This is a genomic window from Clostridium sp. SY8519 (genome assembly GCF_000270305.1).
In the GTDB taxonomy this organism is placed as follows: Bacteria; Bacillota; Clostridia; order Lachnospirales; family Lachnospiraceae; genus SY8519.
On sequence record NC_015737.1, the window covers coordinates 2,430,514 to 2,457,284 of the forward strand.

A 26,771-nucleotide genomic window follows, 5' to 3' on the forward strand; every position below is an offset into this window, starting at 1 on the left:
TATTATGGCAAAATATCTGGTTATTGTAGAATCACCGACAAAAGTTAAAACGATCAAGGCCTTTTTGGGAAAAAACTATCAGGTAGTTGCTTCCAACGGACACGTGAGGGATCTGCCGAAAAGTCAGCTGGGAATTGATACCGAGCATGACTTTACGCCGAAGTATATTACCATCCGCGGAAAGGGAGAAATCCTCGCAGGCCTCCGCAAGGAAGTGAAAAAGGCTGATAAAGTTTATCTTGCCACTGACCCTGACCGTGAGGGAGAAGCCATTTCCTGGCATTTGACCGCTGCGCTGAAACTGGAAGACAAAAAATACAGCCGTATTACATTTAATGAAATCACCAAGTCCGCAGTAAAGGAATCTCTGAAGCATCCGCGGGAAATCGATATGGACCTGGTGGATGCCCAGCAGGCCCGCCGTGTGCTGGACCGGCTGGTGGGATATAAAATCTCGCCGCTGCTCTGGGTAAAGGTAAAACGCGGGTTAAGTGCCGGACGCGTGCAGTCGGCGGCCCTGCGCATCATCTGTGACCGTGAGGAAGAGATCAACAATTTTATTCCGGATGAATACTGGTCCCTGGAAGCCGATTTAAAGCCGGAAGGGGAAAAGAAACCTCTTACCGCAAAGTTTTACGGGGATGAAAACGGAAAAATCGCCCTGTCCGGCCAGCAGGATGTGGATCAGCTGATGAAAGAACTGTCCGGAGCAGAGTACCGGGTGCTGGATATCAAACGGGGCACACGGAAAAAGAAGGCGCCGCTTCCGTTTACGACCAGTACCCTGCAGCAGGCAGCCAGCAGCTATCTGAATTTTTCCACCCAGAAAACCATGCGGGTGGCACAGCAGCTGTATGAAGGAATCAAACTGAAGGGAAACGGCACCGTCGGTCTCATCACTTATCTGCGAACGGATTCCACCAGAATATCGGAAGAAGCGCAGGCAGCGGCCCGGGAGTTCATTCAGGCAGAATACGGAGAAGAATATCTGGCAGAAGGGCAGAAAAGCCGGAAATCCGACGTGAAAATTCAGGATGCCCATGAAGCCATCCGTCCTTCGGACATCACCAGGACGCCGGCTGCGATCAAAGAATCTCTGAGCCGAGACCAGTTCCGGCTGTATCAGCTGATCTGGAATCGCTTTACCGCCAGCCAGATGGCGCCGGCCGTATATGAAAACGTAAATGTTACCATCGGCGCCGGCACTTACCGGTTTAAAGTAACCGCTTCCGCAGTAAAATTTATGGGATATTTAAATGTGTATTCCGTGGAAGAGGACAAATCCAAATACGCGGCGCTGAGCAAAAAGCTGGAACCGGACAGCATCCTTCAGCTGGTGGAACTGAAACCGGAGCAGCATTTCACCCAACCGCCGGCGCATTTTACCGAAGCTTCCCTGGTCAAGGCCATGGAAGAGCTGGGAATCGGCCGTCCCAGCACTTACGCGCCGACCATCACCACATTGATTGCCCGGCATTATGTGGTCAAAGAAAAGAAAAATCTGTTTGTCTCCGAACTGGGCGAAGTGGTAAACAAGATCATGGTGGAGTCCTTTCCGGAAATTGTGGATCAGCATTTCACCGCGAATATCGAATCCCTGCTGGATGCGGTCAGTGAAGGCAAAATTCCCTGGAAAACAGTAATCGCCAATTTCTATCCGGATCTGGACCGCCAGGTGAAAAAGGCAGAAGCCGAACTGGAAAAAGTAGAGCTCCATGATGAAGTGACTGACGTGGTCTGCGAGCAGTGCGGACGCCATATGGTGGTGAAGTTCGGCCCCCATGGCAAATTTCTGGCCTGCCCGGGATTTCCGGAATGCCGCAATACGAAGCCGTATCTGGAAAAAATCGGCGTATCCTGTCCGAAATGCGGAAAGGAAATCGTCATGCGCAAGACCAAAAAGGGCCGCCGGTTCTATGGCTGTGAAGATTATCCGGACTGCGATTTTACATCCTGGCAGAAGCCATCCGCTGAGAAATGCCCGCAATGCGGCAGCTATATGGTGGAAAAAGGCAGCAAGCTGCAATGCGCCAACGATCAGTGCGGCTACATTATGAAAATGCCGGAACAAAAGGATGAAAAAGATTCCGATCAGTAAAATTCGGTGAAAATTCGAAGAATTTTGTGAATTGCATTGAATTAACTGAAAAGTAGTGATAAAATTACGGAAATTAAATGAATCTGCGGATTTTCCGGCAGGCAGCAGACCGAACATCATGCGCTGACAGATCACAGCTTCGGTTTATGCAGGATTCAGTAATTAGCAGTATGTATGGAGGAAAAGGAATGAGCAGCATACAGTTATTAGACCGCACACGCAAAATAGGCAATCTGCTTCATAATAACAATTCATCAAAGGTGATTTTCAATGATATCTGTGATGTCATGACAGATATTCTGGATTCCAATGTGCTGGTGATCAGCCGAAAGGGAAAAGTACTGGGAGCCAGTCTTTCCCGCAGCGTAACGGAAATCACCCATCTGATCCACAGCCACGTGGGCGACTATGTGGATGAGGCGCTGAATGAGCGGCTGCTGGGAATCCTGTCCACCAAAGAAAATGTCAATCTGGAAACTCTGGGATTTGAACATGCCCAGCCCCACAGTTACGCGACCACCATTACACCGATTTACATTGCGGGAGAACGGCTCGGAACCCTGTTTGTTTACCGGCAGTCCGGCGAGTATGACATCGATGACATCATTCTGTGCGAATACGGCACAACGGTGGTGGGCCTGGAAATGCTCCGGTCGGTCAATGAAGAAAACGAAGAGGAAAACCGGAAAAAGCAGATTGTCAAATCCGCCATCAATACCCTGTCCTATTCGGAAATGGACGCGATCTGCCATATTTTCGACGAACTGGACGGCACCGAGGGGATTCTGGTGGCCAGCAGAATCGCTGACCGTGTGGGAATCACCCGCTCAGTGATTGTGAATGCGCTCAGAAAATTTGAAAGCGCCGGCGTCATCGAGTCCCGGTCTTCCGGCATGAAGGGCACCTATATTAAAGTGCTGAATGATTCGATTTTTGAGGAACTGGAACATTTAAAGGAAAACAGCAAAGAATAAGGGGTCTGCCGCCGCAAAGTCCCTTTTTCAGAGCTACGAAATTATCTTGCATTCCCTTCCGGAGTGTGATATTATTTTAAGGCTGAATTTCATTAAACACATACACGGATGATCAGTATGGTGCCGCAGGGAACACCCTACGGTAAGCTGATCGATAAAATGTATGGAAGTAAAACCATGGAGGTAAAAAATGAGTGTAGTATCAATGAAACAGTTACTGGAAGCAGGCGTACATTTCGGACATCAGACCAGAAGATGGAACCCGAAAATGGCTCCGTATATTTACACCAACCGCAACGGCATCCATATCATCGACCTGCAGAAGACAGTGGGCATGATTGATGATGCTTACAACGCAGTTGTGGATCTGGTGGCCAACGGCGGTATTGTGCTGTTTGTAGGTACCAAAAAGCAGGCACAGGATACCATCAAGGCTGAGGCAGAGCGCTGCGGCATGTATTATGTAGATGAGAGATGGTTAGGCGGTATGCTGACAAACTTCACCACCATCCAGAGCCGGATTGAGCGTCTGAAAGCCATCGAGAAAATGTCAGAAGACGGTACTTTTGACGTGCTTCCGAAAAAAGAAGTCATCCAGTTAAAGAAAGAATGGGATAAGCTTGAAAAGAACCTTGGCGGTATCAAGGAAATGGGCAGAATCCCGGATGCAATCTATATCGTAGATCCGAAAAAAGAGAGAATCTGTGTAAAAGAGGCAGAAGCTCTGGGCATTCCGCTGATCGGTATCGCTGATACCAACTGTGATCCGGAAGAGCTTGACTACATCATCCCCGGCAATGACGACGCAATCCGTGCCGTTAAACTGATTACAGCAACAATTGCAGACGCGGTAATCGAAGGCCAGCAGGGTGTGTCCGAACAGGATGTTCCGGAAGAAGCAGAAGAAGCTGCTGCAGAAGAAGAGTAAATCCGGAATCAGCCGGGACCCCTGGCACTGATGTGGAATCCAGAAAATACGGAGGTATGACAGAGATGGCTATTACAGCAAAAATGGTAAAAGAATTACGTGATGTAACCGGCGCTGGTATGATGGACTGCAAAAAGGCCCTGACAGAGACAGACGGCGATATGGACGCTGCTGTGGAATATCTGCGCAAGAACGGCATCATGAAAGCAGAGAAAAAGCAGAGCCGTATCGCGGCAGAGGGACTTGTCCGCGTGGCATTCAACGGGGAAAAGGCCGCTGCTATCGTTGAGGTGAATTCAGAGACAGACTTTGTGGCAAAGAATGATACTTTCCAGCAGTTTGTTGAAGCAGTTGCAAAACAGGCAGCAGCATCTGACGCTGCGGATATGGATGCTTTCATGGCTGAGAAATGGATCGAAGACGACTCCAAGACAGTCAGCGAAGCATTAGTGGAAAAAGTTGCCGTAATCGGTGAGAAATTAAGCATCCGCCGTTTTGAAAAAGTTACGGTTGACAATGGTGTTCTGGTGGATTACATCCATGGCGGCGGACGGATCGGCGTAATCGTAAAAGCTGAGACAGACGTGGTAAATGACGAAGTCAAAGAAGCGCTGACCAATATCGCGATGCAGATTGCCGCAATGAACCCGAAATATGTCTCCACTGATGAAGTCAGTGAAGAATACAAGAACCATGAGAAAGAGATTCTTCTGGCACAGGCTAAGACAGAAAATCCGGACAAACCGGACAATATCATCGAAAAGATGATCATCGGCCGTCTGAACAAGGAACTGAAAGAGGTTTGCCTGCTGGAGCAGCAGTATGTAAAGGCAGAAGGCGACAAGCAGACCGTTGCGAAATACCTGGATCAGGTAAGCAAGTCCGTCGGTTCTCCGGTCAAGGTCGTATCCTTTGTTCGTTTTGAGACCGGCGAAGGCCTGGAAAAGAAAAACGAAGACTTTGCTGCTGAAGTAGCTGCACAGATGAATGCGTAAACTGAACAAGAAATTCGTCTGCTGATCGCAGCAGAAGCGAATTTGCTGATACCGGCTCTCTGCACCTGATATGCAGGGAGCCGGTATTTTTCTTTTGTGCAGCCATGCAGATAAAAATTTTGCAAAAAAACACAAGACTTTGAAAAAAATACTGCTGGCTCCCTGTTAGAATAACAGGAAAGAGAAGTATTTACGAAACGCAGTGACAGGAAAACCCAAAAGGAGAACCGAAGCTATGGCACAGTTACTGACAGGAAAAGAAGTTACGCAGGCACTGAACCGTGATCTGCTGCAGCGGTCGGAGAAGCTGAAAGCAGCCGGCATCTGCCCTGCCCTGGGAATTATCCGTCTGGGGGAGCGTCCGGATGACCTGGCTTACGAACGGGGAGCGATGAAGCGCGCGGAAAAGACCGGCGTGGCGGTACGCAGATTTCTGCTGCCGGAAGATATGTCCCAGGAGGCGCTCTGCGCGGAAATAAGAAAAATCAATGCAGATGCTTCCATTCATGGCGTACTTCTGTTCCGTCCGCTTCCCGGACAGATGAATGACGATGTGGTGCGCAATACCCTGGCACCCGAAAAAGACATGGACGGAATTACGGATTATTCCATGGCGGGGGTCTACAGCGGGGCGAATCTTGGCTTCCCGCCCTGTACCGCAGAGGCATGTATGGAAATCCTGGATTATTATCAGGTGGAACTGCAGGGCAAAACCGCAGCAGTCATCGGCCGCAGCACAGTCATCGGCAAGCCGGTGGCCATGATGCTGATGAAGCGCAATGCTACCGTCACCGTCTGCCATACGAAAACAGAGCATATGGCAGAGATCTGCAGGGACAAGGATATCATTATCGCGGCGGCCGGTCACAGCGGCACGGTAACCGCCGATTTTGTCCGTCCGGGACAGACCGTTATTGATGTGGCAATTAATTTTACCGCAGACGGAAAGATGTGCGGCGATACCGTATTTGAAGAAGCCGAACCTGTGGTGGCTGCAATTACTCCCGTTCCCGGCGGTGTGGGCACAGTGACGACTTCCATGCTGATGAAACACGTAATCGAAGCAGCAGAGAAAACGCGGAAAAAATAAGACGGGATATGGATAACAGCAGAATCCCCCGGAAGCGACTGCTCTGCAGCAGCCGCTTCCGGGGGATTTTTTGAAAGGGTACGGATACACGCCGGGGATCCGTGGAAAAAAGCAAAAAGAAAGAAACTTATTCTTCGTCATCCAGAAAGTCGATACGATCCGGACTCATCTGACGAATCCGGGCCAAGGAGCAGATGTGCAGTCCCTGTTCTTCCAGTTTTTCCCTGCCGGGCTGGAAGGATTTTTCGATTACAATACCTAACCCTGCCACAGTCGCATCTGCCATGTGTATGAGCCGCATGGCACCGGCGGCGGCTTCGCCGTTGGCAAGGAAGTCATCCACAATCAGCACATGGTCATCTGCGGACATCACCTTTTTGGACAGGGTCAGTTTGTATCCGATTTTTTTCGTGTAAGAATTAATTTCGGTACAATAGACATCCGGATACAGAATAGAAGACGGCTGCTTCTTCAGAATAATCATCGGAACCTGCATGGCGGCCGCGGTCATCAGCGCCGGAGCAATGCCGGAAGATTCGATTGTGGCCACTTTTGTGATACCCTGCCCTGCAAAATGCGCGGCAAAAGCTTTTCCGATGTTCTGCATCAGATTCGGATCCACCTGATGGTTCAGAAAGCTGTCCACTTTGATGATATCCGCATCCACCACAATAGCGTCTGATAAGATTTTTTCTTTTAATTCTTTCACGATTGTCACCTCTTAGATAATTCTGGAATTCAGAAGAAAACGGCCGTTTCTTCCGGAAAAACAGATCCGTCCGGATACGGGTAGGATTTTCTCCGGCTTTGACCTGTTCTGAAAATTCTGCTAAAATTATATCATATTTTTTTGGAATACCAAAGAGAAAGAACAGAAAAGGATTGAAATGAGCGTATGCCTGTGGGATAATACGGTGATATGAATATTTCGATTTATACAGTAGGAAAACTGAAAGAACGTTTTTTCCGGGACGCAGCAGCAGAATACACCAAGCGTCTGAGCCGATACTGTCACGTCAGAATCATAGAAGTGCCTGATGAAAAGACGCCGGAGCATGCCAGCGTCACACAGAAAAAACAGATTACACAAAAGGAAGGACAGAGACTGCTGGCGAAGATCAGCAGTTCTTCTTATGTTATTGCGCTGGCCATTCCGGGCAGGTCTTATACCTCTGAAAAGCTGGCGGCGCACATCAGCGATCTGACGCTGCACGGCCGCTCGGAACTTGCCTTTGTCATCGGAGGATCCCTCGGCCTTTCCGATGAAGTGATGCAGCGCGCGGACGAACAAATAAGTTTCTCTGATCTGACGTTTCCCCATCAGCTGATGCGGGTGATACTCCTGGAACAGATTTACCGCTGTTTCCGGATCAATCACGGAGAACCTTATCATAAGTAAGCAAAAAATCAAAGGAAGCAATATGGCAGTGACTGAAATAAAATTAAATATTCCTGTTTCACATATGGGAAATATATTTGGAAGTTTTGATTCCAATCTGAAACTGATGGAAGACCGGCTGAAGGTCAGCATTATTGTCCGGGATGAGGTGACCAAAATCACGGGCGAGGCGTCTGCTGTACGCCATGCGGCAGGAATTCTGAAAGAGCTTCTTGCCCTGTCAGAAAAAGGAGTGGAGATTACGGAACAGAATGTCCGCTATTCGCTGGATACCAGTTCTCCGGAAACCACCGGTCAGATTGTGTCCATGAGCGATGATATCATATGTCATACCATCAACGGAAAGCCGGTGCAGCCGAAAACACTGGGGCAGAAGCGCTATGTGGACCTGATCCGGAACAAAATGATCGTGTTCGGCAACGGACCGGCGGGCACCGGAAAGACCTATCTGGCGATGGCCATGGCCATTACCGCCTTTCAACGCGAGGAAGTGAGCCGGATTATTCTGACACGTCCGGCCATTGAAGCAGGCGAAAAACTCGGATTCCTTCCTGGGGACCTGCAGAGTAAAATTGATCCGTATCTGCGCCCGCTGTACGATGCGCTGTATATGATTATGGGAGCGGAGAATTTTATCCGCAATCAGGAACAGGGATTGATTGAGGTGGCGCCGTTGGCTTATATGCGCGGCCGTACGCTGGACAATGCCTTTATTATTCTGGATGAGGCCCAGAATACGACGCCGGCCCAGATGAAAATGTTTCTGACCAGAATCGGGTTTGGCTCCAAAGTGGTGATCACCGGGGACCCTTCCCAGAAAGATCTGGCAAAAGATGTCCGTTCCGGTCTTGACGTGGCGCTGCGGGTTCTGAAGGATGTGGAGGATATCGGATTCTGCAGTCTCACCAGCAAGGACGTGGTGCGTCACCCGCTGGTACAGAAAATCGTCAAGGCATATGAGCGCTATGAAGAGCAGGAAGCTGCCCGGGCCAGATCCCACGGACGTTCCCGGCAGAAAAAGAAATAATATGCAGGAATCTTTACAGGAGAAAATAACAGTTTATGACAGTAGAACTATGGAATCAGGTTCCGCCGAACCTTTCGTTTCATTATCGGCAGCTGGCACAGCAGGTGGTGCAGACCGCCTGTGAGGCAGAACAGTTTCCCTATGCGCCGGAAGTCAGCATCACACTGACCGATGACGCGCATATCCGCGAACTGAACCGGGAATCCAGGGGAATTGACGCGCCGACGGATGTGCTTTCTTTTCCTATGGTTGACTATTGCAGACCGGCAGACTATACTCTGCTGGAAGAAAACCTGGAAGCATGCATCAATCCGGACACAGAGGAAGTCTGTCTGGGGGATATTGTCCTGTCTCTGGAACGGGTCAGGGCGCAGGCAGAAGCCTATGGCCATTCGGTGCGCCGGGAGTACGCTTTTCTGATTGCGCACAGTATGCTGCATCTGCTCGGCTATGACCATATGGAAGAAGAAGAGCGGGCAGTGATGGAAGAACACCAGCGGATCATTATGCATCGTCTGGGAATAAAACGTTAGGAAATAAATGATATGAGTAAGAAAAAAGACACCAGTTTTCTGATCCAGGGATCCATTCTCGCGATCGCGTCGATTGTCAGCCGTGTCATCGGACTGGTATACCGAATTCCGCTGACCGCAATTATCGGCGACCACGGGAATGATTATTACAGTACGGCCTTTGAAATCTACAGCCTGATTCTTCTGTTGTCTTCCTACAGCCTGCCGATGGCGGTTTCCAAAATGGTTTCCGCGCGCAACGCGCGCCGGGAACGGCGCAATGCCTACCGGGTATTTCAGGGAGCCCTGGTTTTTTCGGCAATTACCGGAGCGATCGGCGCTTTGTTTATTTTCCTGTGTGCCGGACCGCTGACGGAACTGTTTAAGACCCCCATGGCAGTCTACGCCCTGCGGGTGCTTTCTCCGACCCTTGTTATTGTTGCAGTTATGGCCGTGATCCGTGGATTTTTCCAGGGGATGGGAACGATGGTCCCCAGCGCGATTTCTCAGGTCATCGAGCAGATTGTCAATGCGGTTGTCAGCGTCGGCGCCGCCTATGTGCTGTACGCCTACGGCATGCGGATTGCTGCTGCGACGGGCAGCGGGAAGGATTATCCGGCGGCATTTGGCGCCGCGGGCGGTACCATAGGCACCGGTGCAGGTTCCCTGGCCGGACTGATCTTTGTCATCTTTGTGTATTTCCTGTTTCGTCCCAGTCTGCGCAGAGCGATCAGGAAAGAAGAACGCAGAGCGGAAAAGCAGGGCGCAGCGCCCACCGAAAGTTACCGCAGTATCGTGAAAATCCTGGTTTTCACAATTGTTCCGGTTCTTCTAAGCACAACCGTTTACAATCTGGTTTCCATCGTTGACCAGGGTATTTTTAAAAATTTCGCGGCCTTCCAGAACTATGACGCGTCCACCGTGTCCACCTGGTGGGGCGTGTTTGCGGGAAAATATCGGGTGTTAGTCAATGTACCGATTTCCATTGCCTCCGCCCTTGCCGTCTCCGCGGTGCCTACCCTTTCCGCGGCCTTTGCACGGGGAGAGCGCAGACAGGTACAGCGACGCATCGGTCTTTCCCTCCGGTTTGAAATGGTGGTGGCATTTCCCTGCGCGGTTGGCCTGTTTGTGCTGGCTTCTCCGATTCAGCAGCTTTTGTTCCACGATTCTTCCCGCCTGGCAGCCGGTCTGATGATGCTCGGCGCCTGCAGTGTGATCTTTTATTCCATTTCCACACTGTCCAACGCGGTGCTGCAGGCCATTGACCAAATGCGCACCCCGGTGATCAATGCGGTTATTTCGCTGATCGTTCAGGTGGTGGCGATTTTTATTTCCATGTTTGTCTTTGATTTAAAGATCTACAGCGTGGTCATTGCCAATATTGTATTTTCACTTGTGATGTGCATATTAAACGGAAGAGCCGTACAGAAACATTCCGGATTCCGGCCGGAAGTGATGAAAACCTTTGTCAAACCGGCACTGGCCGCAGTCATTATGGGGATTGTCACTCTGGGCGCATATATGGGAATACACAAAGTAACCGGTCATAACAGCATCGCCTGTGTGGCTGCCATCCTGGTGGCAATGATTGTATACAGCGTTGCCCTGCTTCTGACGAAAGCACTGACCGAAGAGGAACTGAAAAGTTTCCCGAAAGGAACCGTAATTATTCGCTTTGCAAAAAAACTGCATTTGTTATAAGTTCTGTCAATGCCGCATTCCAAGGGGTTGACAGCAGGGAGTATTATGAACAGGACAGAACCATGGGATGTCATTGTGATCGGAGCAGGCGCCGCGGGCCTTATGGCTTCCATTCATGCGGCGGCAGCCGGCGCCTCTGTGCTGGCACTGGATCATAACGGACAGCCCGGTAAAAAAATTCTGAGCACCGGAAACGGACGGTGCAATTTTACGAATACAGAGCAGGGGAGCGCGTGCTATCACAGCGGCTGCCCTGCCTTTGTCTTGCCGGCCCTTTCCTATTTGAATGCCGCAGACACCATACGGTTTTTCCGGGATGTGCTGCATATTCATCATGCGGAACGCGGTGGATACTGCTATCCCCGCTCACTGCAGGCTTCCGCGGTGCGCAGCGGCCTCCTGGCTGCCTGCAGCGCGAATGGCGTCTCGATTCTGTCAGATACAGAGATTCAAAGCATCCGGCACAGTTCCGAGGGCTTTTCCATCCGCAGTCAGGAACATACCTGGCATGCCCGGACCGTGATTCTGGCAGCCGGGGGGAAGGCAGCCCCGAAATCCGGCAGTGACGGCAGCGGCTACCGATTCGCCAGACAGCTCGGTCATCGGATCACACCGACATATCCGGCGCTGGTTCCGCTGGAATGCCGGGCCTCCTGGCTGAAGCAGACCGCAGGCGTACGTGCCCGGGGCAGGGTGCGTCTGTATTCCGACGGCCGGATGCTGGCGGAGGATACCGGAGAAATCCAGATGACCAAATACGGGATTTCCGGCATTCCGGTTTTTCAGATCAGCCGCTTTGCCGCGTTATCCCTGGCGGAAGGAAAAAAAACAGAAGCAGAGCTGAATTTCCTTCCGGATTATTCGGAACGGGAGTGTACAGCACTGCTGAAAGACGCAGTTACCCATGCGGATGCAGCCTTTGACCTGCGCACCAGGCTGAACGGACTTTTAAACGATAAGCTTACGGATATGTTTCTTTCGCGGTTTCCCCGCGGCGGCCGTCCGGAACAGCTTGCCCGCAGCATCTGTCATACCAGACTGCCGGTTACCGGAACTAGGGACTATGATATGGCACAGGTTACCTGCGGCGGGGTGGATGTCTCCCAGATTGACAGCAAAACGATGGAATCGAAACGCGTTCCCGGACTCTTTTTTGCCGGAGAAATTCTGGATGTGGATGCCATCTGCGGCGGATACAACCTGCAGTGGGCCTGGTCCAGCGGCGCGTTAAGCGGGGCTTCGGCAGCCGGCTGCGCCAGGTCTGCCGGATCGAACAGGAGAGGCGCGAAGAAACGAAAATAAGGGAAACAGAATCATGCAGAACGAAAAAACCATCCGTATTTCTCAGATCAGAATGCCGGTCCGTCACACGGCGGAACAGGTGATTCGCAGGGCGATCCATATTGCCGGCGGTGACCCGAAGCACGTTACAGGCGCTTCGATTGTCCGACAGTCGCTGGACGCCAGAAAGAAAGACGACATTCATTATATCTATGCCGTAGATCTGACCATTGAACGCAGATTTCAGTATCAGAAGCGAAAAAATGTCACGCCCATCGTGCCGAAGATCTACGATCCGCAGGTAACCGGACGGGAAGAACTTTCCCATCCGGTCACAGTTGTGGGCAGCGGTCCGGCGGGACTGTTCTGTGCCTATCTCCTGGCAAAAAAGGGCTATCGTCCCCTTTTGCTGGAACGGGGACCCAGTATCGATCAGAGGATGCGGGATGTGGAACGTTTTTGGGATACGGGCGAACTGAATCCGGAATCCAATGTCCAGTTCGGGGAAGGCGGCGCCGGTACATTTTCTGACGGAAAGCTGAATACCCTGGTAAAAGACAAATATGGACGCAATCGGTTTGTTCTGGAGACATTTGTCCGATATGGCGCTCCGGAAAGCATTTTGTACGAAGCCAAGCCCCACATCGGAACCGATCGGCTGGTTTCCTGCGTCTCCGGTATGCGGGAGGCGATCCGCAGGATGGGCGGAACGGTGCGGTTCGAATCCAAAGTAACCGGAATTACCGTGCAGAAGGGCCGGCTTACCGGGCTGACGGTCAATGAAAAGGAACAGATTCCGGTGACTGCCGCTGTATTCTGTATCGGACACAGCGCGCGGGATACGTTTGCGATGCTGCATCAGGCAGGGGTTCCCATGCAGCCCAAGGCCTTTGCCGTCGGCCTGCGCATCGAACATCCGCAGGCAGAGATCAGCTGTGCCCAGTACGGCAGTCTCCATGCAAAGGAGCTTCCCCCTGCCCCCTATAAGCTGACCCACCAGACGGAAGCGGGCCGGGGGGTATATACTTTCTGCATGTGTCCCGGCGGATATGTGGTGAATGCCTCATCGGAACCGGAGGGAACAGCAGTAAACGGCATGAGTTATCACGGGAGAAATTCCGCGAATGCCAACAGCGCGGTGATTGTTACCGTCACCCCGGAGGATTTCCCGGCGGAAGGGTATCCCTTAAACGGGATCCGGTTTCAGAAAGACCTGGAACACAGGGCATGGCTTCTGGGAAAAGGAAGCGTTCCCCAACAGCTTTTTGCTGATTTCGAGACAAACACGGCATCCCGGTCCTACGGCTCCTTTGCCTCCTGCCTGAAGGGGCAGCATACCTTTGCCAATCTTCGGGAGCTTCTGCCGGAAACCTTGAATCAGTCCCTGATTGAGGGAATACATGCCTTCAGTCACAGGCTGAAAGGGTTTGACCGGGAGGATGCCATACTTTCCGGTGTGGAGAGCCGTACTTCCTCACCGGTGCGGATCACACGGAATCCTCAGTTTGAAAGCGAACTGCGCGGATTTTATCCCTGCGGCGAGGGTGCCGGCTATGCCGGTGGAATTATGTCTTCTGCCATGGACGGATTAAAATGCGCAGAGGCAGTGATGCAGGTTTACCTGCCGGTATAGCGGCGGCAGGAAGCAGCAGAGACAGAAAGGAATGGTAGTTTGACGGATTACAGCGCAATCATAGACAAGGTAACCCCCATGATGCGGGTTTATCTGGAAACCAAACAGCAGTACAGTGACTGCATTCTTTTTTACCGGCTCGGTGATTTTTATGAAATGTTTTTCGAGGACGCGGAACTGGTGTCCAGGGAACTGGAGCTGACTCTGACGGGCAAATCCTGCGGTCTGGAAGAACGGGCGCCCATGTGCGGAATTCCCTACCATGCCTATGAAGGGTATCTGAACAAGCTGGTTGCCGCAGGACACAAAGTGGCCATCTGCGAACAGGTGGAAGATCCGAAAACTGCCAAAGGCCTGGTGAAAAGAGAAGTGATCCGTGTGGTGACCCCCGGTACGAATCTGAACCCGGGCGCACTGGATGAATCAAAAAACAATTATATTATGTGTATCGTCTACACCGACGGGCGGTACGGAATTTCTGTCGCGGATATTACAACCGCGGACTATCTGGTTACGGAAGTGGACACAGAGCGCAGACTTCTGGATGAAATCAGCAAATACATGCCTTCGGAAATCATATGCAATGAATCGTTTTATATGAGCGGTGTTGATCTGGAGGATCTGAGCTTTCGCCTCGGAATTCAGCTGAACGCACTGGATTCCTGGTATTTTTCCAACGACACCACCAGAGAGATCCTGAAAGAGCATTTTCATGTGGCTACCCTGGACGGACTGGGGCTTGGAGACTACAGCTGCGGTGTGACGGCTGCCGGTTCCCTGCTGAAATATCTGTATGAAACCCAGAAAAACGGCATGACACAGCTGACCAAAATCGAGCCGTATTCCACCGGCCGGTACATGGTGATCGACAGCTCCACCCGGCGGAATCTGGAACTGACCGAGACGCTGCGGGAAAAAAACAAACGGGGCTCCCTCCTGTGGGTTTTGGATAAAACAAAAACCGCCATGGGCGCCCGGACACTGCGTTCCTATATTGAGCAGCCCTTGATTGACCGAAAGGAAATCAATCAGAGGCTGGACGCGGTGGAGGAACTGAAAAAAAATATGATCGGACGGGAAGAACTCCGGGAATACCTGAATCCGATTTATGATCTGGAACGCCTGATCAGCCGGATTGTCTACCAGAACGCAAATCCCAGGGATTTGATCGCCTTTCGGAATTCCATTGCCATGCTGCCGCCGATTAGGGAGATTCTGAAAGATTTTTCCTGTGAGCTGCTGCAGCAGATCAATCAGCGGATGGATGACCTTTCGGATCTCTTTTCCCTGATTCAGGCATCCATTACGGAAGATCCGCCGGTTTCCGTCCGGGAGGCCGGCATCATCCGGGAAGGGTACAGTGAAGAGGCGGACCGTCTTCGTTCAGCCCGCAGTGACGGCAGAAGCTGGCTTGCCCGCATTGAGCAGGAGGAAAAAGAGAAAACCGGGATCAGGAATCTCCGGATCAAATACAACAAAGTCTTCGGCTATTATCTGGAAGTCACCAATTCCTACCGGGATCTTGTTCCGGATTATTTTATCCGCAAGCAGACCCTTACCAACGCGGAACGTTATATTACCCCGGAATTAAAGGAACTGGAAGAGACCATTCTCGGCGCGTCGGATAAATTAAATGCACTGGAGTATGATCTGTTCTGTGAAATCCGTTCGAAAATCGCCGGACAGGTGGTGCGGATCCAGCAGACAGCCCGGGCAGTGGCGGAACTGGATGTCTTTGTTTCGCTGGCGCAGGTGGCAGACAGTAACGGGTATGTGCGCCCGAAGATCAATGAAAAGGGCAGTATCCGCATTACCGAGGGGCGCCATCCGGTTGTGGAACGGATGATTCGCAATGACATGTTTATCCCCAATGACATGACACTGGATAATCACAGCAACCGAATCGCCATTATAACCGGACCGAATATGGCGGGCAAGTCCACGTATATGCGGCAGAATGCCCTGATTGTGCTGATGGCGCAGATCGGAAGCTTTGTTCCTGCCAAATCCGCCTCCATCGGTATTGTGGACCGAATCTTTACCCGTGTGGGCGCGTCGGATGACCTTGCTTCCGGTCAGAGTACCTTTATGGTGGAAATGACAGAAGTCGCGAATATCCTCCGCAACGCCACCGCCTCCAGCCTTCTGATCCTGGATGAAATCGGCCGGGGTACCAGCACCATTGACGGCCTCGGCATCGCCTGGGCTGTGGTGGAGTACATCAGCAATCCGAAACTGCTGGGCGCAAAGACACTGTTTGCCACCCATTACCATGAGCTGACCGAACTGGAAGGAAAACTGGATGCCGTACACAATTACTGTGTCGCTGTGCGGGAAAAAGGGGATGATATTGTTTTCCTGCGAAAGATTGTCCCGGGCGGCACGGACCGCAGTTACGGAATTCAGGTGGCGAAAATTGCCGGGGTACCGGATCCTGTGATCCGGCGTGCGAAGGAGATCTGTGAAGAGCTTGAAAAATCCGGGCTGCAGAATATTGCCGCCAGTCTGCACGCAGACGATTCCCTGGATAAAATCACACAGAAAGTGCCGAGCGAAATGGAACTGTCACAGATTTCCCTGTTTGACACGGTGAAAAATGATGATATCATTGAGGAATTAAAGAACATCAATATCAGCACACTGACGCCGCTGGATGCGTTAAACCGGCTGAACGAACTGCAGAGTAAAGTAAAGAACCGCTGGTAGGAGAAGTTTTATGCCGCAGATTGAACTGCTGGATCAGCAGACCATAGACAAAATTGCCGCCGGAGAAGTCGTAGACCGTCCTTCCTCCGTTGTAAAAGAACTGGTGGAAAATGCCATCGACGCGGGGGCTACGGCCGTCACAATTGAAATTCAGGACGGCGGCAGCTCAATGATCCGCATTACCGATAACGGGTGCGGAATCGAAAAGGAACAGATTTCCCTGGCCTTCTGTCGGCATTCGACCAGCAAAATCCGTCAGGCAGCGGATCTTATGGAAATCCATTCCCTGGGATTTCGCGGCGAGGCGCTGTCCAGCATTGCCGCGGTTTCCCAAGTGGAACTGATCACAAAGCCGACCCGGCAGCTGATCGGCTGCCGCTACCGCATCGAAGGCGGTCAGGAAAAACAGCTGGAGGAAATCGGTGCACCCAATGGAACAACGGTTTTTGTGCGCAATCTGTTTTACAACACACCGGCCCGCAGAAAATTTTTAAAAACCGCGAAGACAGAGGGCGGCTATGTGGCTTCCCTGGTGGAGCAGCTGGCATTTTCCCATCCGGAAATTGCCTTTAAGTTTCTGATGAACGGGCGGATGAAGCTTCACACATCCGGAAACGGAGAATTAAAAGACATTATTTATCAGATCTACGGCCGCTCCATTGCCGGCAATCTGCTTCCGCTCAGCGGAACCTTTGAGCATTTTTCTGTTTCCGGTTATATCGGAAAGCCGCTGATCAGCCGGGGAAACAGAAATTTTGAAACATACTTTGTAAACGGCAGGTACATCAGGAGCAAGCTTCTGGCAAAGGCGATCGAAGACGGATATCACGGGTTCCTGATGCAGCATAAATTTCCCCTGACGGTCCTGCATCTTTCGATTGACGGCCGTATGGTAGATGTCAATGTGCACCCGAACAAGATGGAAATGCGGATTTCCGGTCAGGAGGAAATCTACCGGCAGATTTCGGAACTGGTGCACCATACGCTGCAGCAGCAGGAACTGATACCGGAAGTCCTGCCGGGAGGCAGGGATATGCCGCAGGACAGCCGCACGGCAGGAGCCTCCGGCGCCGGTACACCAGCGGAAGAAGACACAGGAACCGGTACATCTGCGGCAGAAGTCTTAGGAGCTGACACGTCTGCTGCAGGGAATCCAGAAACCGGCACGGCTGCGGTAAAAGCCTCCGGTACCGGAACATCTTCGGCAGAATGCCCTGGAACCGACCTTTCTGCATCCGAAAAGCCCCGGGAAGCAGAAAGACCACGGGCATCGGCGGCTTCCCCGGCACATCCCGGGGATACGGCTCCAGAGCCCTTTGAAGCGCACCGCCTGGAACAGATCCGCCAGTCGGTGGCAAAGGACAGCCCCTATGAAAAAAAATACGAGTATCATCAGGAAACGCTGAAGCTTGGGGAAGGAGCAGGCGGAGAAAAACTGCTTTCCAGACAGGCCCGGCCGAACTACCGGATTCTGGGGCAGCTTTTTGAAACATACTGGCTGCTGGAGTACAACGACCACCTGTATATTGTGGATCAGCATGCCGCCCATGAAAAAGTCCTGTATGAACGGACCATGCAGGCGTTTCAGACCAGACAGTTTTACGCCCAGCTGATCAGTCCGCCGATGATTCTGGACCTGACCATACAGGAACAGGAGCTCATGGATCGTTTTCACGGCTATTTTGAAGAAATGGGCTTCGAACTGGAGCCTTTCGGCGACGGGGCCTGGGCTGTCCGCGGGATCCCGGCCAACTTATTTCAGCTGAACGGGAAGGAACTGTTTCTGGCATTGATCGATGAACTGTCCGATCTGCCGGACAGTGAGGCCCCAGCGGTGGTTCGCGAAAAAATCGCTTCCATGTCCTGCAAGGCCGCGGTAAAAGGCAATCAAAATCTGTCCCGTCCGGAAGCGGAAAAATTACTGGATGAGCTCCTGACGCTTGAAAATCCGTATTTCTGTCCCCATGGACGGCCGGTGATCATCTCCATGTCACACTATGAAATTGACAAAAAGTTTAAGCGAATTTTATAAAATCGCAATAACAAGGTAAGAAACCTATGATAGAATTAAACCCTGTCAGCAGTCAGATCATTCAGCCGGATAAAATACCGCTGCTGATTCTGGCCGGACCGACAGCAGTTGGAAAAACCAGCCTGTCCATTCGTCTGGCCCAGGCCCTTCACGGATCCGTTGTTTCCGCGGATTCCATGCAGGTCTACCGCGGAATGGATATTGGCACAGCCAAGATTACAGAAGAAGAGAAACAGGGGATTCCCCATTATCTGATTGACGTGCTGGATCCTTCGGAAGAATTTAATGTGGTGCTTTTCCAGAAGATGGCAAAGGATGCCATCCGCCGGATCCGCGCTTCCGGCAGGCTGCCGATTCTTACAGGAGGGACAGGATTTTATATTCAGGCGCTGCTCTATGATATTGATTTTACCAGCCAGGAGGAAGACAGGGGCTTCCGGGAAGCGATGGAGCAGAAGGCCAGAGACGAGGGGCCCCATGCCCTTCATGAAATGCTTCGGCAGGTGGATCCTGTTTCCGCTGAAAAGATTCACGCAAACAACATCAAACGCACGATCCGTGCCCTCGAATTTTACCGGAGTACCGGCAGGCCCATTTCCGAACACAATGCAGAGGAACGGCAGAAAGAATCTCCATATGATTACTGCTATTTTGTACTGACGGATGACCGTGAAAAACTGTATCAGAGAATCGAAGACCGGATTGATCAGATGATGGAAAAAGGCCTGCTTCGGGAGGTGGAGACCCTGATGAAACAGGGAGTACCGAGAACTTCCACCGCGATGCAGGGACTTGGCTACAAAGAACTGTATGCCTGCCTGTCCGGAGAATGTTCCCTGGAGGAAGCAGTCCGTCTGCTGAAACGGGATACCAGACATTTCGCCAAACGGCAGCTGACATGGTTCCGGCGGGAAAAACAGGTGATCTGGATCAACCGTCAGAATTATCAGGAAGACGAGGACAGGATCCTTCAAACAATAAAGACCCGATGGGAGAACAGAAGTGAATGAATTAAAACTTGAACAAATGTACCGGCAGCTTGGAATATCCGAGGAAGTATACCGGTTTGGACAAAAGGTGGAAGAATCGCTGAAAGAACGGTTTTCCGGTTTTGACGCGGTCATGGAACTGAATCAGCTGAAAGTGATTCATGCCATGCATCAGGCAAAGGTATCCACAGAATGTTTTCAGTCCACCAGCGGATACGGATACAATGATCTCGGAAGAGATACGCTGGAACAGGTGTACGCGGCCTGCTTTCACACGGAAGACGCGCTGGTGCGTCCGCAGATCACCTGCGGAACCCATGCGCTGGCGCTGGCATTATCCGCGAACCTGCGCCCGGGGGATGAGCTGCTTTCCCCGGCCGGCAAACCCTATGACACCATGGAGGAAGTAATCGGCATCCGTCCTTCCAGGGGTTCTTTAGCGGAATACGGGGTTACCTACCGGCAGGTGGACCTGCTGGAGGACTTCCGTTTTGATTATGAAGGGATTCGGCAGGCAATCAATGACCGGACCCGGGTTGTGACGATCCAGCGTTCCAAGGGGTATCAGACCCGGCCGTCCTTTTCCGTTGCACAGATCGGCGAACTCATTCGCTTCATCCGGGGAATCAAACCGGATGTTATCATCATGGTGGACAACTGCTATGGGGAATTTGTGGAACCGGAAGAACCTTCCGACGCAGGGGCGGATATGATCGTAGGCTCACTGATCAAAAATCCGGGCGGTGGCCTGGCGCCCATTGGCGGGTATATCTGCGGAACCCGGGAATGTGTGGAAAATGCCGCCTGCCGCCTGACTTCGCCGGGGCTCGGCAGAGAAGTAGGGGCCACCCTCGGGGTAAACCGCAGCATGTTCCAGGGACTGTTTCAGGCCCCGGTGGCAGTCAACAGCGCGCTGAAAGGGGCGGTGTTTGCGGCAAATATTTATGAGCAGCTCGGTTTTCCGGTGATTCCCAACGGCACCGAATCCCGGCATGACATCATCCAGGCAGTCACCCTCGGCACACCGGAGGGGGTTGTGGGATTCTGCGAAGGCATCCAGGCGGCAGCGCCGGTGGACAGCCATGTGACACCGATTCCCTGGGATATGCCGGGCTATGACAGCCAGGTAATTATGGCAGCCGGAACTTTTGTTTCCGGGTCTTCCATTGAGCTGAGCGCAGATGCTCCCATGCGGGAACCCTATGCGGTTTATTTCCAGGGCGGACTGACCTGGCCCCATGCGAAATACGGCATCCTGATGTCACTGCAGAAACTCACGGAACGGGGTCTGGCCGTGCTTCCGGGCCTTACATCCTGAGCAGATGTTTTTCATGTACTTTGAAAATCTTTTGTGTTATTATAATGGGAATGATACTGCGTCCTTGAGAGAGTGCAAGGAGTTTTATGGCAGATTCACTTACAATTAAAGAATTACCGAATTCTGAGAAACCCTACGAAAAATGTCTCGCCCACGGGGCAGCGTCCTTGTCCGACGCGGAGCTTCTGGCAGTGATTATCCGTACCGGAAGCTGCGGAGAGCCATCGATAGAACTGGCCCGAAGAATTCTTGCCATGGGACCGGATGGAATCCTGAACCTCCATACCATGTCCATCGGAGAACTGACTGCCCTGAAGGGAATCGGACCTGTGAAGGCGGTTCAGCTGAAGTGCGCGGCAGAGATATCGGTGCGTATGGCAGGCGCCCTGCGCGCAGACCGTATCGAAATGAACAGTCCGGAAACCATTGCTTCCTACTATATGGAACGCATGCGGCATCTGGACCGGGAGACCGTGCTTTTGTCCATGTACAATGTACGCTGCAGGCTGATCGGGGATGAGGTGATGACCATCGGTACATCTACGTCCTCGCTGATTTCCCCCGGCGGGATTTTTCGCTGTGCGCTGAAGCACGATGCGGAATATATTGTTCTGCTCCATAATCATCCCAGCGGAGACCCGTCACCTTCAGAGGATGACATGCTGTCCACGGACCGGATCGCGTCCTGCGGCAGACTGATGGGAATTCCGCTGATGGATCACATTATTATCGGTGATAACAGATACTACAGTTTTAGAGAAAATCATCTGATCACAGACTGATATTTTCTCGGAAAGCAGAGGAAAGACGAATGGCAAACATGTTTGGTGTTGACCTTGGCACTATGAATTTAAAGGTTTACAACCGCCACAATAAATCCATAACAAAAACCAAAAACACAATCTCCCTGATCAATAAAAAACAGATCTACGCATTCGGGGACGAAGCCTACCAAATGTACGAAAAGGCACCGGAGAATATTGAAGTAACCTTTCCGATTGTCAATGGTGTCATTGCGGACTTCAACAATATGCAGAATATGATCCTTGCCTATCTGGAGACCATTTCCAAGGGAAGGGTCAAGGGTTCTGATTTTATTGTGGCAGTACCGACGGATATTACCGAAGTGGAAAAAAAGGCTTTCTTTGATCTGTTTTACCGCAGCAAGGCAAAGCCGAAAAATGTGCTCCTGTGCGAAAAACCAATTGCAGACGCAGTGGGACTGGGATTAGATTCCACAGAACCCACCGGGATCATGATTGTTGATATCGGTTCCGCCACGACAGAGATTTCCGTGGTGTCTCTGGGCGGAATGGTTTTAAGCGAACTGCTTCATTACGGCGGCAACCGCCTGGATGAATCCATCAGCAGCTATATCCGGCGCAATGACAACCTGGTGATCGGACAGAAGTCCGCAAAACTCTTAAAGGAAAAAATCGGTTCCGCACTGCCGCAGGAGGAGGAAACCACCTATCGGATTGTCGGCCTGAATGTGGTCAGCGGACTGCCGATGGAGATGGAGATTTCTTCCAAGATTATCTATGAGTCGATCAAAGACACTCTGGATTCCATCTGCAGCGCCGTCAAACGGATTCTGGAGAAGACGCCGCCGGAACTGGCGAAGGATGTGGTTAAGTCCGGCATTTACATTACGGGCGGAAGCTCACAGCTGAAAGATTTCGACAAGCTTATCGCGGACGTGACGGGAATACAGGTGAATACCTGCGAAAATCCGGAAGAATGTGTGGTGCGCGGCCTTTCCTCCATTATTGCAGAACCCGGCTACCACAAGCTTGCCTATACTATGAAACCGAAATCATTTAAGTAAGGGATCGCATGAAAAGACAACAACGCAAAAAAAGAAAATCTCCTGCACCGCGTTACGTGCTGGTCATTATGGTGATTCTCTGTATTGTGCTGATCAGTATCGGAAAGACGGCCTCAGCTTCTAAGAGCGGGGCAGGCGCATCCATTGCCGGCTACGCAGTGGTGCCTATGCAGAAGGGAATCAACAAGGTGGGCACTGTGTTCCACGGCGTCTCCACTTTTTTCACTTCCAAGCAGAAACTGGAAAAAGAGAACACAAGCTTAAAGCAGCAGATTGACGAGCTGCAGCTGCAGGTAGACGCGTCTGAGATCACGAAGCATGAGCTGGAGCAATACCAGGACATGTACAAAACAGACAAGACATACGACAAGTATGAAAAGGTCGCCGCAGATATTATCGACAAAAACTCCGGCAACTGGTTCTCCACGTTTCTGATTAACCGGGGCAGAGATTCCGGCATTCGGGCCGGCATGAATGTGATTGCCGGAGGCGGACTGGCAGGGATCGTCACGGATGTGGGCAAAGATTATGCGAAAGTCCGTTCCATCATTGATGACTCCAGCAATGTCAGTGCCATGGACAGCGCCACCTCGGATCTGTGTATCGTCAACGGATCCCTGAAATCCATGAACCAGAAGCAGCAGATCGAATTTTCCGATATGCGCAATTCAAAGAAGCTGAAGGCAGCCAAAGGGGATAAACTGGTGACCTCTGCGGTCAGCAGCCGTTATCTGAAGGGAATTCCCATCGGATATATCACTTCTTTGGAGACAGATTCCGGGGATCTTACAAAATCCGGTACCGTGGTACCGATTGTTGACTTTGACCACCTGGAACATGTTTTTGTGATACTTACCACGAAAAACTACGACAACGCAAATGATTAGGAGGTGACAGCCGGATGATCCGTAGAATCCTTATTACTGCTGCAGAGATTATCTGCTGTTACCTGCTGCAGTGTTCTGTATTTGAGCACCTGGCCATTGCAGGGATCCTCCCGAATCTGATGATTATACTGACAGCGGCCACCGGGTTTATGCGGGGACCGAAAGAAGGGCTTTTCACCGGATTTTTCTGCGGTCTTCTGCTGGACATCATGTCCGGCAATGCCCTGGGCTTTTACACGATGATCTATCTGTTCGCCGGATATCTGAACGGATTTTTCAAGCGTTCGTTTTATCCGGAAAACATCAAGCTTCCGGTAGGATCTGTGATCCTGACGGATTTCTTTGTGAATGTTGTGATTTATATCGCATCTTTTCTGATCCGCGGGAAATTTGCCTTCGGATATTATCTGTTCCATATCATTTTTCCCGAACTTGTGTATACAGCACTGGTTGCCCTCGTGCTGTATCCGGTAATTTTAAAGATCAACCAGCGGCTGGAAGCCATTGAGAAAAGGAGCGCGGCAAAGTTTGTTTAAAATATTAAGAGAGATTGCTGAGAGACTGCTGAAAACAAGGATTTTCATTCTGCTGCTCATAATAGTTCTGCTGTTTCTGGTGCTGGTTCAGCACCTTTTTAATATGCAGATTATTCACGGCAATGACTATCAGGAGACCTATACAGAAAGTATCCAGAAAACCATTACTGTGGACGGGGTACGGGGAAATATCTACGACAAAAACGGAGTGCTGCTGGCCTATAACAAACTGGCGTACAAGGTTACCCTGCAGGATTCCGGCACCTATTCCACAAATAAGGAAAAGAACGCGGCCCTGAATCAGGAAATCAACCGGATTATCGAACTGATTCAGGCGGGGAAGGACAGCATCGAAAACAATTTTTCCATGACCTACCATAAGAGTACCGGCAAGGTCACCTATGATGTGTCCGGCACCGCCCTGCAGCGCTTTCGCGCGGATGTCTTCGGACATTCCAAAATTTCCGACCTGAGCTATAACAAGAAGCTTGGCGGCAATGAAGCCACTGCGTCTGCTTCCGATGTTTACGCCTTCCTGTTAAAGCAATACGGCCTGGATACCAAAGAGATTCAGAACAGCTATACCCCCTACCGGATCTACCAGATTCTGGTGGTTCGTTATGCCCTGGCAGCCAACAGCTATCAGAAATACGTAAGCACAACCATTGCGAAGGATGTATCGGATGAAACCGTTGCGGCCATCAAGGAAAATTCGGACAGCCTGGAGGGCGTGTCCATTGAAAATGACACTAAGCGTGTCTATACCTATCCGGAATACTTATCCGGCATTATCGGCTATGTGGGACAGATTTCCACCGATGAGTATTCGGATTATTCCAAAAATGATTCCACCTATTCCCTGTCGGATTATGTAGGAAAAACCGGCATCGAAAAGGTGATGGAATCCCAGCTGCGCGGGAAAAAAGGCAGGCAGGAAGTATACGTCAACAATGTGGGAAAAATCCAGAAAGTAATCAGTTCCACCAGCGAGCAGACCGGCAATAATGTCTATCTGTCCATTGATGCCAAACTTCAGAAAGCAGTCTATCAGCTGCTGGAACAGGAGATTGCGGGTATTTTAAGCTCCAGCCTGGAAGACACCAAATCCACTTCTTCCAAGAAAAATATTTTTGCGTCCAGCTATGAAGTGTATACGGCACTGCTGACTAACAATGTGATTGATCTGGATCAGCTTCCTTCCGCAAAATCCGGGACAGTCTCCGCAAAACTCTACAGCAGTTACCGATCCAGACGAAAATCAGTGCTGAAATCCACCCGCGCGGCGCTGAATGCCGGCACCCGGTACAAAGATCTGTCGGATACCATGCAGGATTATATTTCCTATATTATCAAGTATCTGCAGGGAAACGGCGTCTTTGATTCCAATATGGTGGACTCTTCCAACCGCACATACAAAGCCTGGAAAAAGGGCACCATTTCAGCAAAAGAGTATCTGGAATATGCCATCGAACAGAACTGGATTGATATCTCATCCCTGAATATCAGGAGCAAATACTCAGATATTGATGAACTGTACAAAAGCCTTACAGACTATGTGATTTCAGAAATGTCAGACAACAGCGGATTTGACAAGCTGATTTACAAGGATCTTCTCTACAGTGATTCCATCAGCGGGAGAGACGTCTGCCTGGTGCTTTATGAACAGAAGGTATTAAAGAAAGACCGTGATTACAGCAGGTTAAAATCAGGAGCCATCAGCTCCTATGCCTTTATCCGGTCGAAGATCCATTCCTTGAAGATCACGCCGGGGCAGCTGGGACTGGATCCCTGTTCCGGCTCCTGCGTGATTATGGATCCCAACAATGGCTCCATCCTGGCCTGTGTATCCTATCCGGGTTATGATACCAACAAACTGTCAAATGCGGAGAATTCGGATTATTACAATGACCTGCTGACCAATGCCTCCCTGCCGTTATACAATAACGCGACACAGCAGACGACTGCGCCGGGCTCCACGTTCAAACTTTTAAGCTCGGTTGCCGGTCTGACAGAAGGCAGGATTACAACAGGAACCACTATTAATGATACGGGTATCTACACCAAACAGGGAATGAACCTGAAGTGCTGGGTCTATCCGTCAAATCACGGAAACGAAAACGTATCCCAGGCAATCCGGGACTCCTGTAACTATTTCTTTGCGGAAGTCGGCTACCGGCTCAGCCTGAAAAACGGAAAATACAACGAGTCGGCCGGAGTTAAAAACATCCAGAAATACGCAAAGGAGATGGGACTTGGATCCAGGACCGGTGTGGAAATCGCGGAAAGCAACTCGCAGATGGCCAGCGAGCAGCCGATCCCTGCGGCCATCGGACAGTCCAACAATGCCTATACCACCATCCAGCTGGCGCGCTATGTATCCGCCATTGCCAATCAAGGAACGGTGTATGATCTGACGCTTTTAAACAAAGTGACTTCTGCGTCCGGAAAGACCAGGAAAACTTACCACGCGACAGAAAAGAATCAGATGAGCAACGTATCTTCCAGTACCTGGTCTGCCATAAAAACCGGTATGATCGGGGCGGTGAAGGAGCACGAACAGTTTAGCGGAGTGACTTCTGTCAAACTGGCCGGCAAAACCGGTACCGCCCAGGAATCGCAGATACGTCCGAACCATGCGCTGTTTGTCGGGTTTGCGCCTTATGACCATCCAAAAATTGCCATAGCGACCCGAATTGCCCACGGATACAGTTCCAGCAATGCATGCTCTTTTGTGGCAAAGGTAATGGAGTATTATTTCGGGCTGAAGGACAAAAAGGATCTCCTGAAGGGAACCGCTTCTTCCAGCAGCAGTTCCAGCAATGGAAATGATTAATCCG

The 26,771-nt window shown here is 51.0% G+C and carries 21 protein-coding genes; 20 read left to right on the forward strand and 1 reads right to left on the reverse strand.

The annotated features are described in order from the left end of the window. The first annotated feature begins 4 nt into the window (after window positions 1–4). The 5 genes from topA to CXIVA_RS11200 all read left to right on the forward strand — a co-directional run bounded on the left by topA (window position 5) and on the right by CXIVA_RS11200 (window position 6,085). Entirely contained in the window at window positions 5–2,098 is a 2,094-nt protein-coding gene (gene topA, locus CXIVA_RS11180) for a type I DNA topoisomerase (RefSeq protein ID WP_013978147.1), read from the forward strand. Between the two features lie 188 nt (window positions 2,099–2,286). Beyond that, window positions 2,287–3,072, forward strand: coding sequence for a GTP-sensing pleiotropic transcriptional regulator CodY (gene codY / locus CXIVA_RS11185; protein ID WP_013978148.1), 786 nt, complete (start codon window positions 2,287–2,289; stop codon window positions 3,070–3,072). A 190-nt stretch (window positions 3,073–3,262) separates the two neighbouring features. Beyond that, entirely contained in the window at window positions 3,263–4,000 is a 738-nt protein-coding gene (rpsB, locus tag CXIVA_RS11190; protein ID WP_013978149.1) for a 30S ribosomal protein S2, read from the forward strand. Between the two features lie 65 nt (window positions 4,001–4,065). Then, complete coding sequence (gene tsf, locus CXIVA_RS11195) at window positions 4,066–4,995, forward strand: translation elongation factor Ts (protein WP_013978150.1); 930 nt, start codon at window positions 4,066–4,068, stop codon at window positions 4,993–4,995. A gap of 235 nt (window positions 4,996–5,230) precedes the next feature. After that, entirely contained in the window at window positions 5,231–6,085 is an 855-nt protein-coding gene (locus CXIVA_RS11200; RefSeq protein ID WP_013978151.1) for a bifunctional 5,10-methylenetetrahydrofolate dehydrogenase/5,10-methenyltetrahydrofolate cyclohydrolase, read from the forward strand. 127 nt (window positions 6,086–6,212) lie between these two features. Here the strand turns inward: CXIVA_RS11200 and CXIVA_RS11205 are convergent, their stop codons facing one another. Then, complete coding sequence (locus CXIVA_RS11205) at window positions 6,213–6,794, reverse strand: xanthine phosphoribosyltransferase (protein ID WP_013978152.1); 582 nt, start codon at window positions 6,792–6,794, stop codon at window positions 6,213–6,215. Window positions 6,795–7,004: 210 nt separating this feature from the next. Here CXIVA_RS11205 and rlmH point away from each other — a divergent pair, with 210 nt between their 5' ends. The 15 genes from rlmH to CXIVA_RS11280 all read left to right on the forward strand — a co-directional run bounded on the left by rlmH (window position 7,005) and on the right by CXIVA_RS11280 (window position 26,767). Next, the gene (rlmH, locus tag CXIVA_RS11210) at window positions 7,005–7,484 is read left to right on the forward strand and encodes a 23S rRNA (pseudouridine(1915)-N(3))-methyltransferase RlmH (RefSeq protein WP_013978153.1); all 480 of its coding nucleotides are present in this window, start codon (window positions 7,005–7,007) and stop codon (window positions 7,482–7,484) included. 22 nt (window positions 7,485–7,506) lie between these two features. Further along, window positions 7,507–8,511: a PhoH family protein gene (locus tag CXIVA_RS11215; RefSeq protein ID WP_013978154.1), complete on the forward strand. Its 1,005-nt coding sequence runs from the start codon at window positions 7,507–7,509 to the stop codon at window positions 8,509–8,511. A 35-nt stretch (window positions 8,512–8,546) separates the two neighbouring features. Continuing rightward, window positions 8,547–9,044, forward strand: coding sequence for an rRNA maturation RNase YbeY (ybeY, locus tag CXIVA_RS11220; protein WP_013978155.1), 498 nt, complete (start codon window positions 8,547–8,549; stop codon window positions 9,042–9,044). 12 nt (window positions 9,045–9,056) lie between these two features. Further along, a complete protein-coding gene (locus tag CXIVA_RS11225) occupies window positions 9,057–10,724 on the forward strand; it encodes a polysaccharide biosynthesis protein (protein WP_013978156.1) in 1,668 nt (555 codons plus the stop codon). Between the two features lie 9 nt (window positions 10,725–10,733). Beyond that, entirely contained in the window at window positions 10,734–12,026 is a 1,293-nt protein-coding gene (locus CXIVA_RS11230; RefSeq protein ID WP_278244604.1) for an NAD(P)/FAD-dependent oxidoreductase, read from the forward strand. Between the two features lie 13 nt (window positions 12,027–12,039). Next, a complete protein-coding gene (locus tag CXIVA_RS11235) occupies window positions 12,040–13,638 on the forward strand; it encodes an FAD-dependent protein (RefSeq protein WP_013978158.1) in 1,599 nt (532 codons plus the stop codon). Between the two features lie 78 nt (window positions 13,639–13,716). Next, the gene (gene mutS / locus CXIVA_RS11240; protein ID WP_041729073.1) at window positions 13,717–16,344 is read left to right on the forward strand and encodes a DNA mismatch repair protein MutS; all 2,628 of its coding nucleotides are present in this window, start codon (window positions 13,717–13,719) and stop codon (window positions 16,342–16,344) included. Between the two features lie 10 nt (window positions 16,345–16,354). Further along, window positions 16,355–18,376 (forward strand): DNA mismatch repair endonuclease MutL, encoded by a 2,022-nt coding sequence (gene mutL / locus CXIVA_RS11245; protein WP_013978160.1) that lies wholly within the window; start codon window positions 16,355–16,357, stop codon window positions 18,374–18,376. 26 nt (window positions 18,377–18,402) lie between these two features. After that, entirely contained in the window at window positions 18,403–19,386 is a 984-nt protein-coding gene (gene miaA, locus CXIVA_RS11250; protein WP_013978161.1) for a tRNA (adenosine(37)-N6)-dimethylallyltransferase MiaA, read from the forward strand. After that, window positions 19,379–20,683 (forward strand): methionine gamma-lyase family protein, encoded by a 1,305-nt coding sequence (locus CXIVA_RS11255; protein WP_013978162.1) that lies wholly within the window; start codon window positions 19,379–19,381, stop codon window positions 20,681–20,683. The genes miaA and CXIVA_RS11255 overlap by 8 nt, the downstream gene beginning before the upstream one ends. A gap of 86 nt (window positions 20,684–20,769) precedes the next feature. After that, the gene (gene radC / locus CXIVA_RS11260; RefSeq protein ID WP_013978163.1) at window positions 20,770–21,465 is read left to right on the forward strand and encodes a DNA repair protein RadC; all 696 of its coding nucleotides are present in this window, start codon (window positions 20,770–20,772) and stop codon (window positions 21,463–21,465) included. A 29-nt stretch (window positions 21,466–21,494) separates the two neighbouring features. Further along, complete coding sequence (locus tag CXIVA_RS11265; RefSeq protein WP_013978164.1) at window positions 21,495–22,511, forward strand: rod shape-determining protein; 1,017 nt, start codon at window positions 21,495–21,497, stop codon at window positions 22,509–22,511. Between the two features lie 8 nt (window positions 22,512–22,519). After that, window positions 22,520–23,398 (forward strand): rod shape-determining protein MreC, encoded by an 879-nt coding sequence (gene mreC, locus CXIVA_RS11270; protein WP_041727903.1) that lies wholly within the window; start codon window positions 22,520–22,522, stop codon window positions 23,396–23,398. Between the two features lie 14 nt (window positions 23,399–23,412). After that, window positions 23,413–23,934, forward strand: a complete 522-nt coding sequence (gene mreD, locus CXIVA_RS11275) for a rod shape-determining protein MreD (RefSeq protein ID WP_013978166.1) — start codon at window positions 23,413–23,415, stop codon at window positions 23,932–23,934. Then, window positions 23,927–26,767 (forward strand): penicillin-binding transpeptidase domain-containing protein, encoded by a 2,841-nt coding sequence (locus CXIVA_RS11280; RefSeq protein WP_013978167.1) that lies wholly within the window; start codon window positions 23,927–23,929, stop codon window positions 26,765–26,767. The genes mreD and CXIVA_RS11280 overlap by 8 nt, the downstream gene beginning before the upstream one ends. Window positions 26,768–26,771: the final 4 nt, after the last annotated feature.

Bases quoted from the DNA above. Each gene is read 5' to 3' on its own strand.
- mutL (WP_013978160.1), top strand. From the start codon at position 16,355: ATGCCGCAGATTGAACTGCTGGATCAGCAGACCATAGACAAAATTGCC.
- rlmH (WP_013978153.1), top strand. From the start codon at position 7,005: ATGAATATTTCGATTTATACAGTAGGAAAACTGAAAGAACGTTTTTTC.
- mreD (WP_013978166.1), top strand. From the start codon at position 23,413: ATGATCCGTAGAATCCTTATTACTGCTGCAGAGATTATCTGCTGTTAC.
- CXIVA_RS11265 (WP_013978164.1), top strand. From the start codon at position 21,495: ATGGCAAACATGTTTGGTGTTGACCTTGGCACTATGAATTTAAAGGTT.
- CXIVA_RS11215 (WP_013978154.1), top strand. From the start codon at position 7,507: ATGGCAGTGACTGAAATAAAATTAAATATTCCTGTTTCACATATGGGA.
- ybeY (WP_013978155.1), top strand. From the start codon at position 8,547: ATGACAGTAGAACTATGGAATCAGGTTCCGCCGAACCTTTCGTTTCAT.
- tsf (WP_013978150.1), top strand. From the start codon at position 4,066: ATGGCTATTACAGCAAAAATGGTAAAAGAATTACGTGATGTAACCGGC.
- topA (WP_013978147.1), top strand. From the start codon at position 5: ATGGCAAAATATCTGGTTATTGTAGAATCACCGACAAAAGTTAAAACG.
- CXIVA_RS11200 (WP_013978151.1), top strand. From the start codon at position 5,231: ATGGCACAGTTACTGACAGGAAAAGAAGTTACGCAGGCACTGAACCGT.
- CXIVA_RS11225 (WP_013978156.1), top strand. From the start codon at position 9,057: ATGAGTAAGAAAAAAGACACCAGTTTTCTGATCCAGGGATCCATTCTC.
- mreC (WP_041727903.1), top strand. From the start codon at position 22,520: ATGAAAAGACAACAACGCAAAAAAAGAAAATCTCCTGCACCGCGTTAC.
- mutS (WP_041729073.1), top strand. From the start codon at position 13,717: ATGATGCGGGTTTATCTGGAAACCAAACAGCAGTACAGTGACTGCATT.
- miaA (WP_013978161.1), top strand. From the start codon at position 18,403: ATGATAGAATTAAACCCTGTCAGCAGTCAGATCATTCAGCCGGATAAA.
- rpsB (WP_013978149.1), top strand. From the start codon at position 3,263: ATGAGTGTAGTATCAATGAAACAGTTACTGGAAGCAGGCGTACATTTC.
- CXIVA_RS11230 (WP_278244604.1), top strand. From the start codon at position 10,734: ATGCCGCATTCCAAGGGGTTGACAGCAGGGAGTATTATGAACAGGACA.
- codY (WP_013978148.1), top strand. From the start codon at position 2,287: ATGAGCAGCATACAGTTATTAGACCGCACACGCAAAATAGGCAATCTG.
- CXIVA_RS11235 (WP_013978158.1), top strand. From the start codon at position 12,040: ATGCAGAACGAAAAAACCATCCGTATTTCTCAGATCAGAATGCCGGTC.
- radC (WP_013978163.1), top strand. From the start codon at position 20,770: ATGGCAGATTCACTTACAATTAAAGAATTACCGAATTCTGAGAAACCC.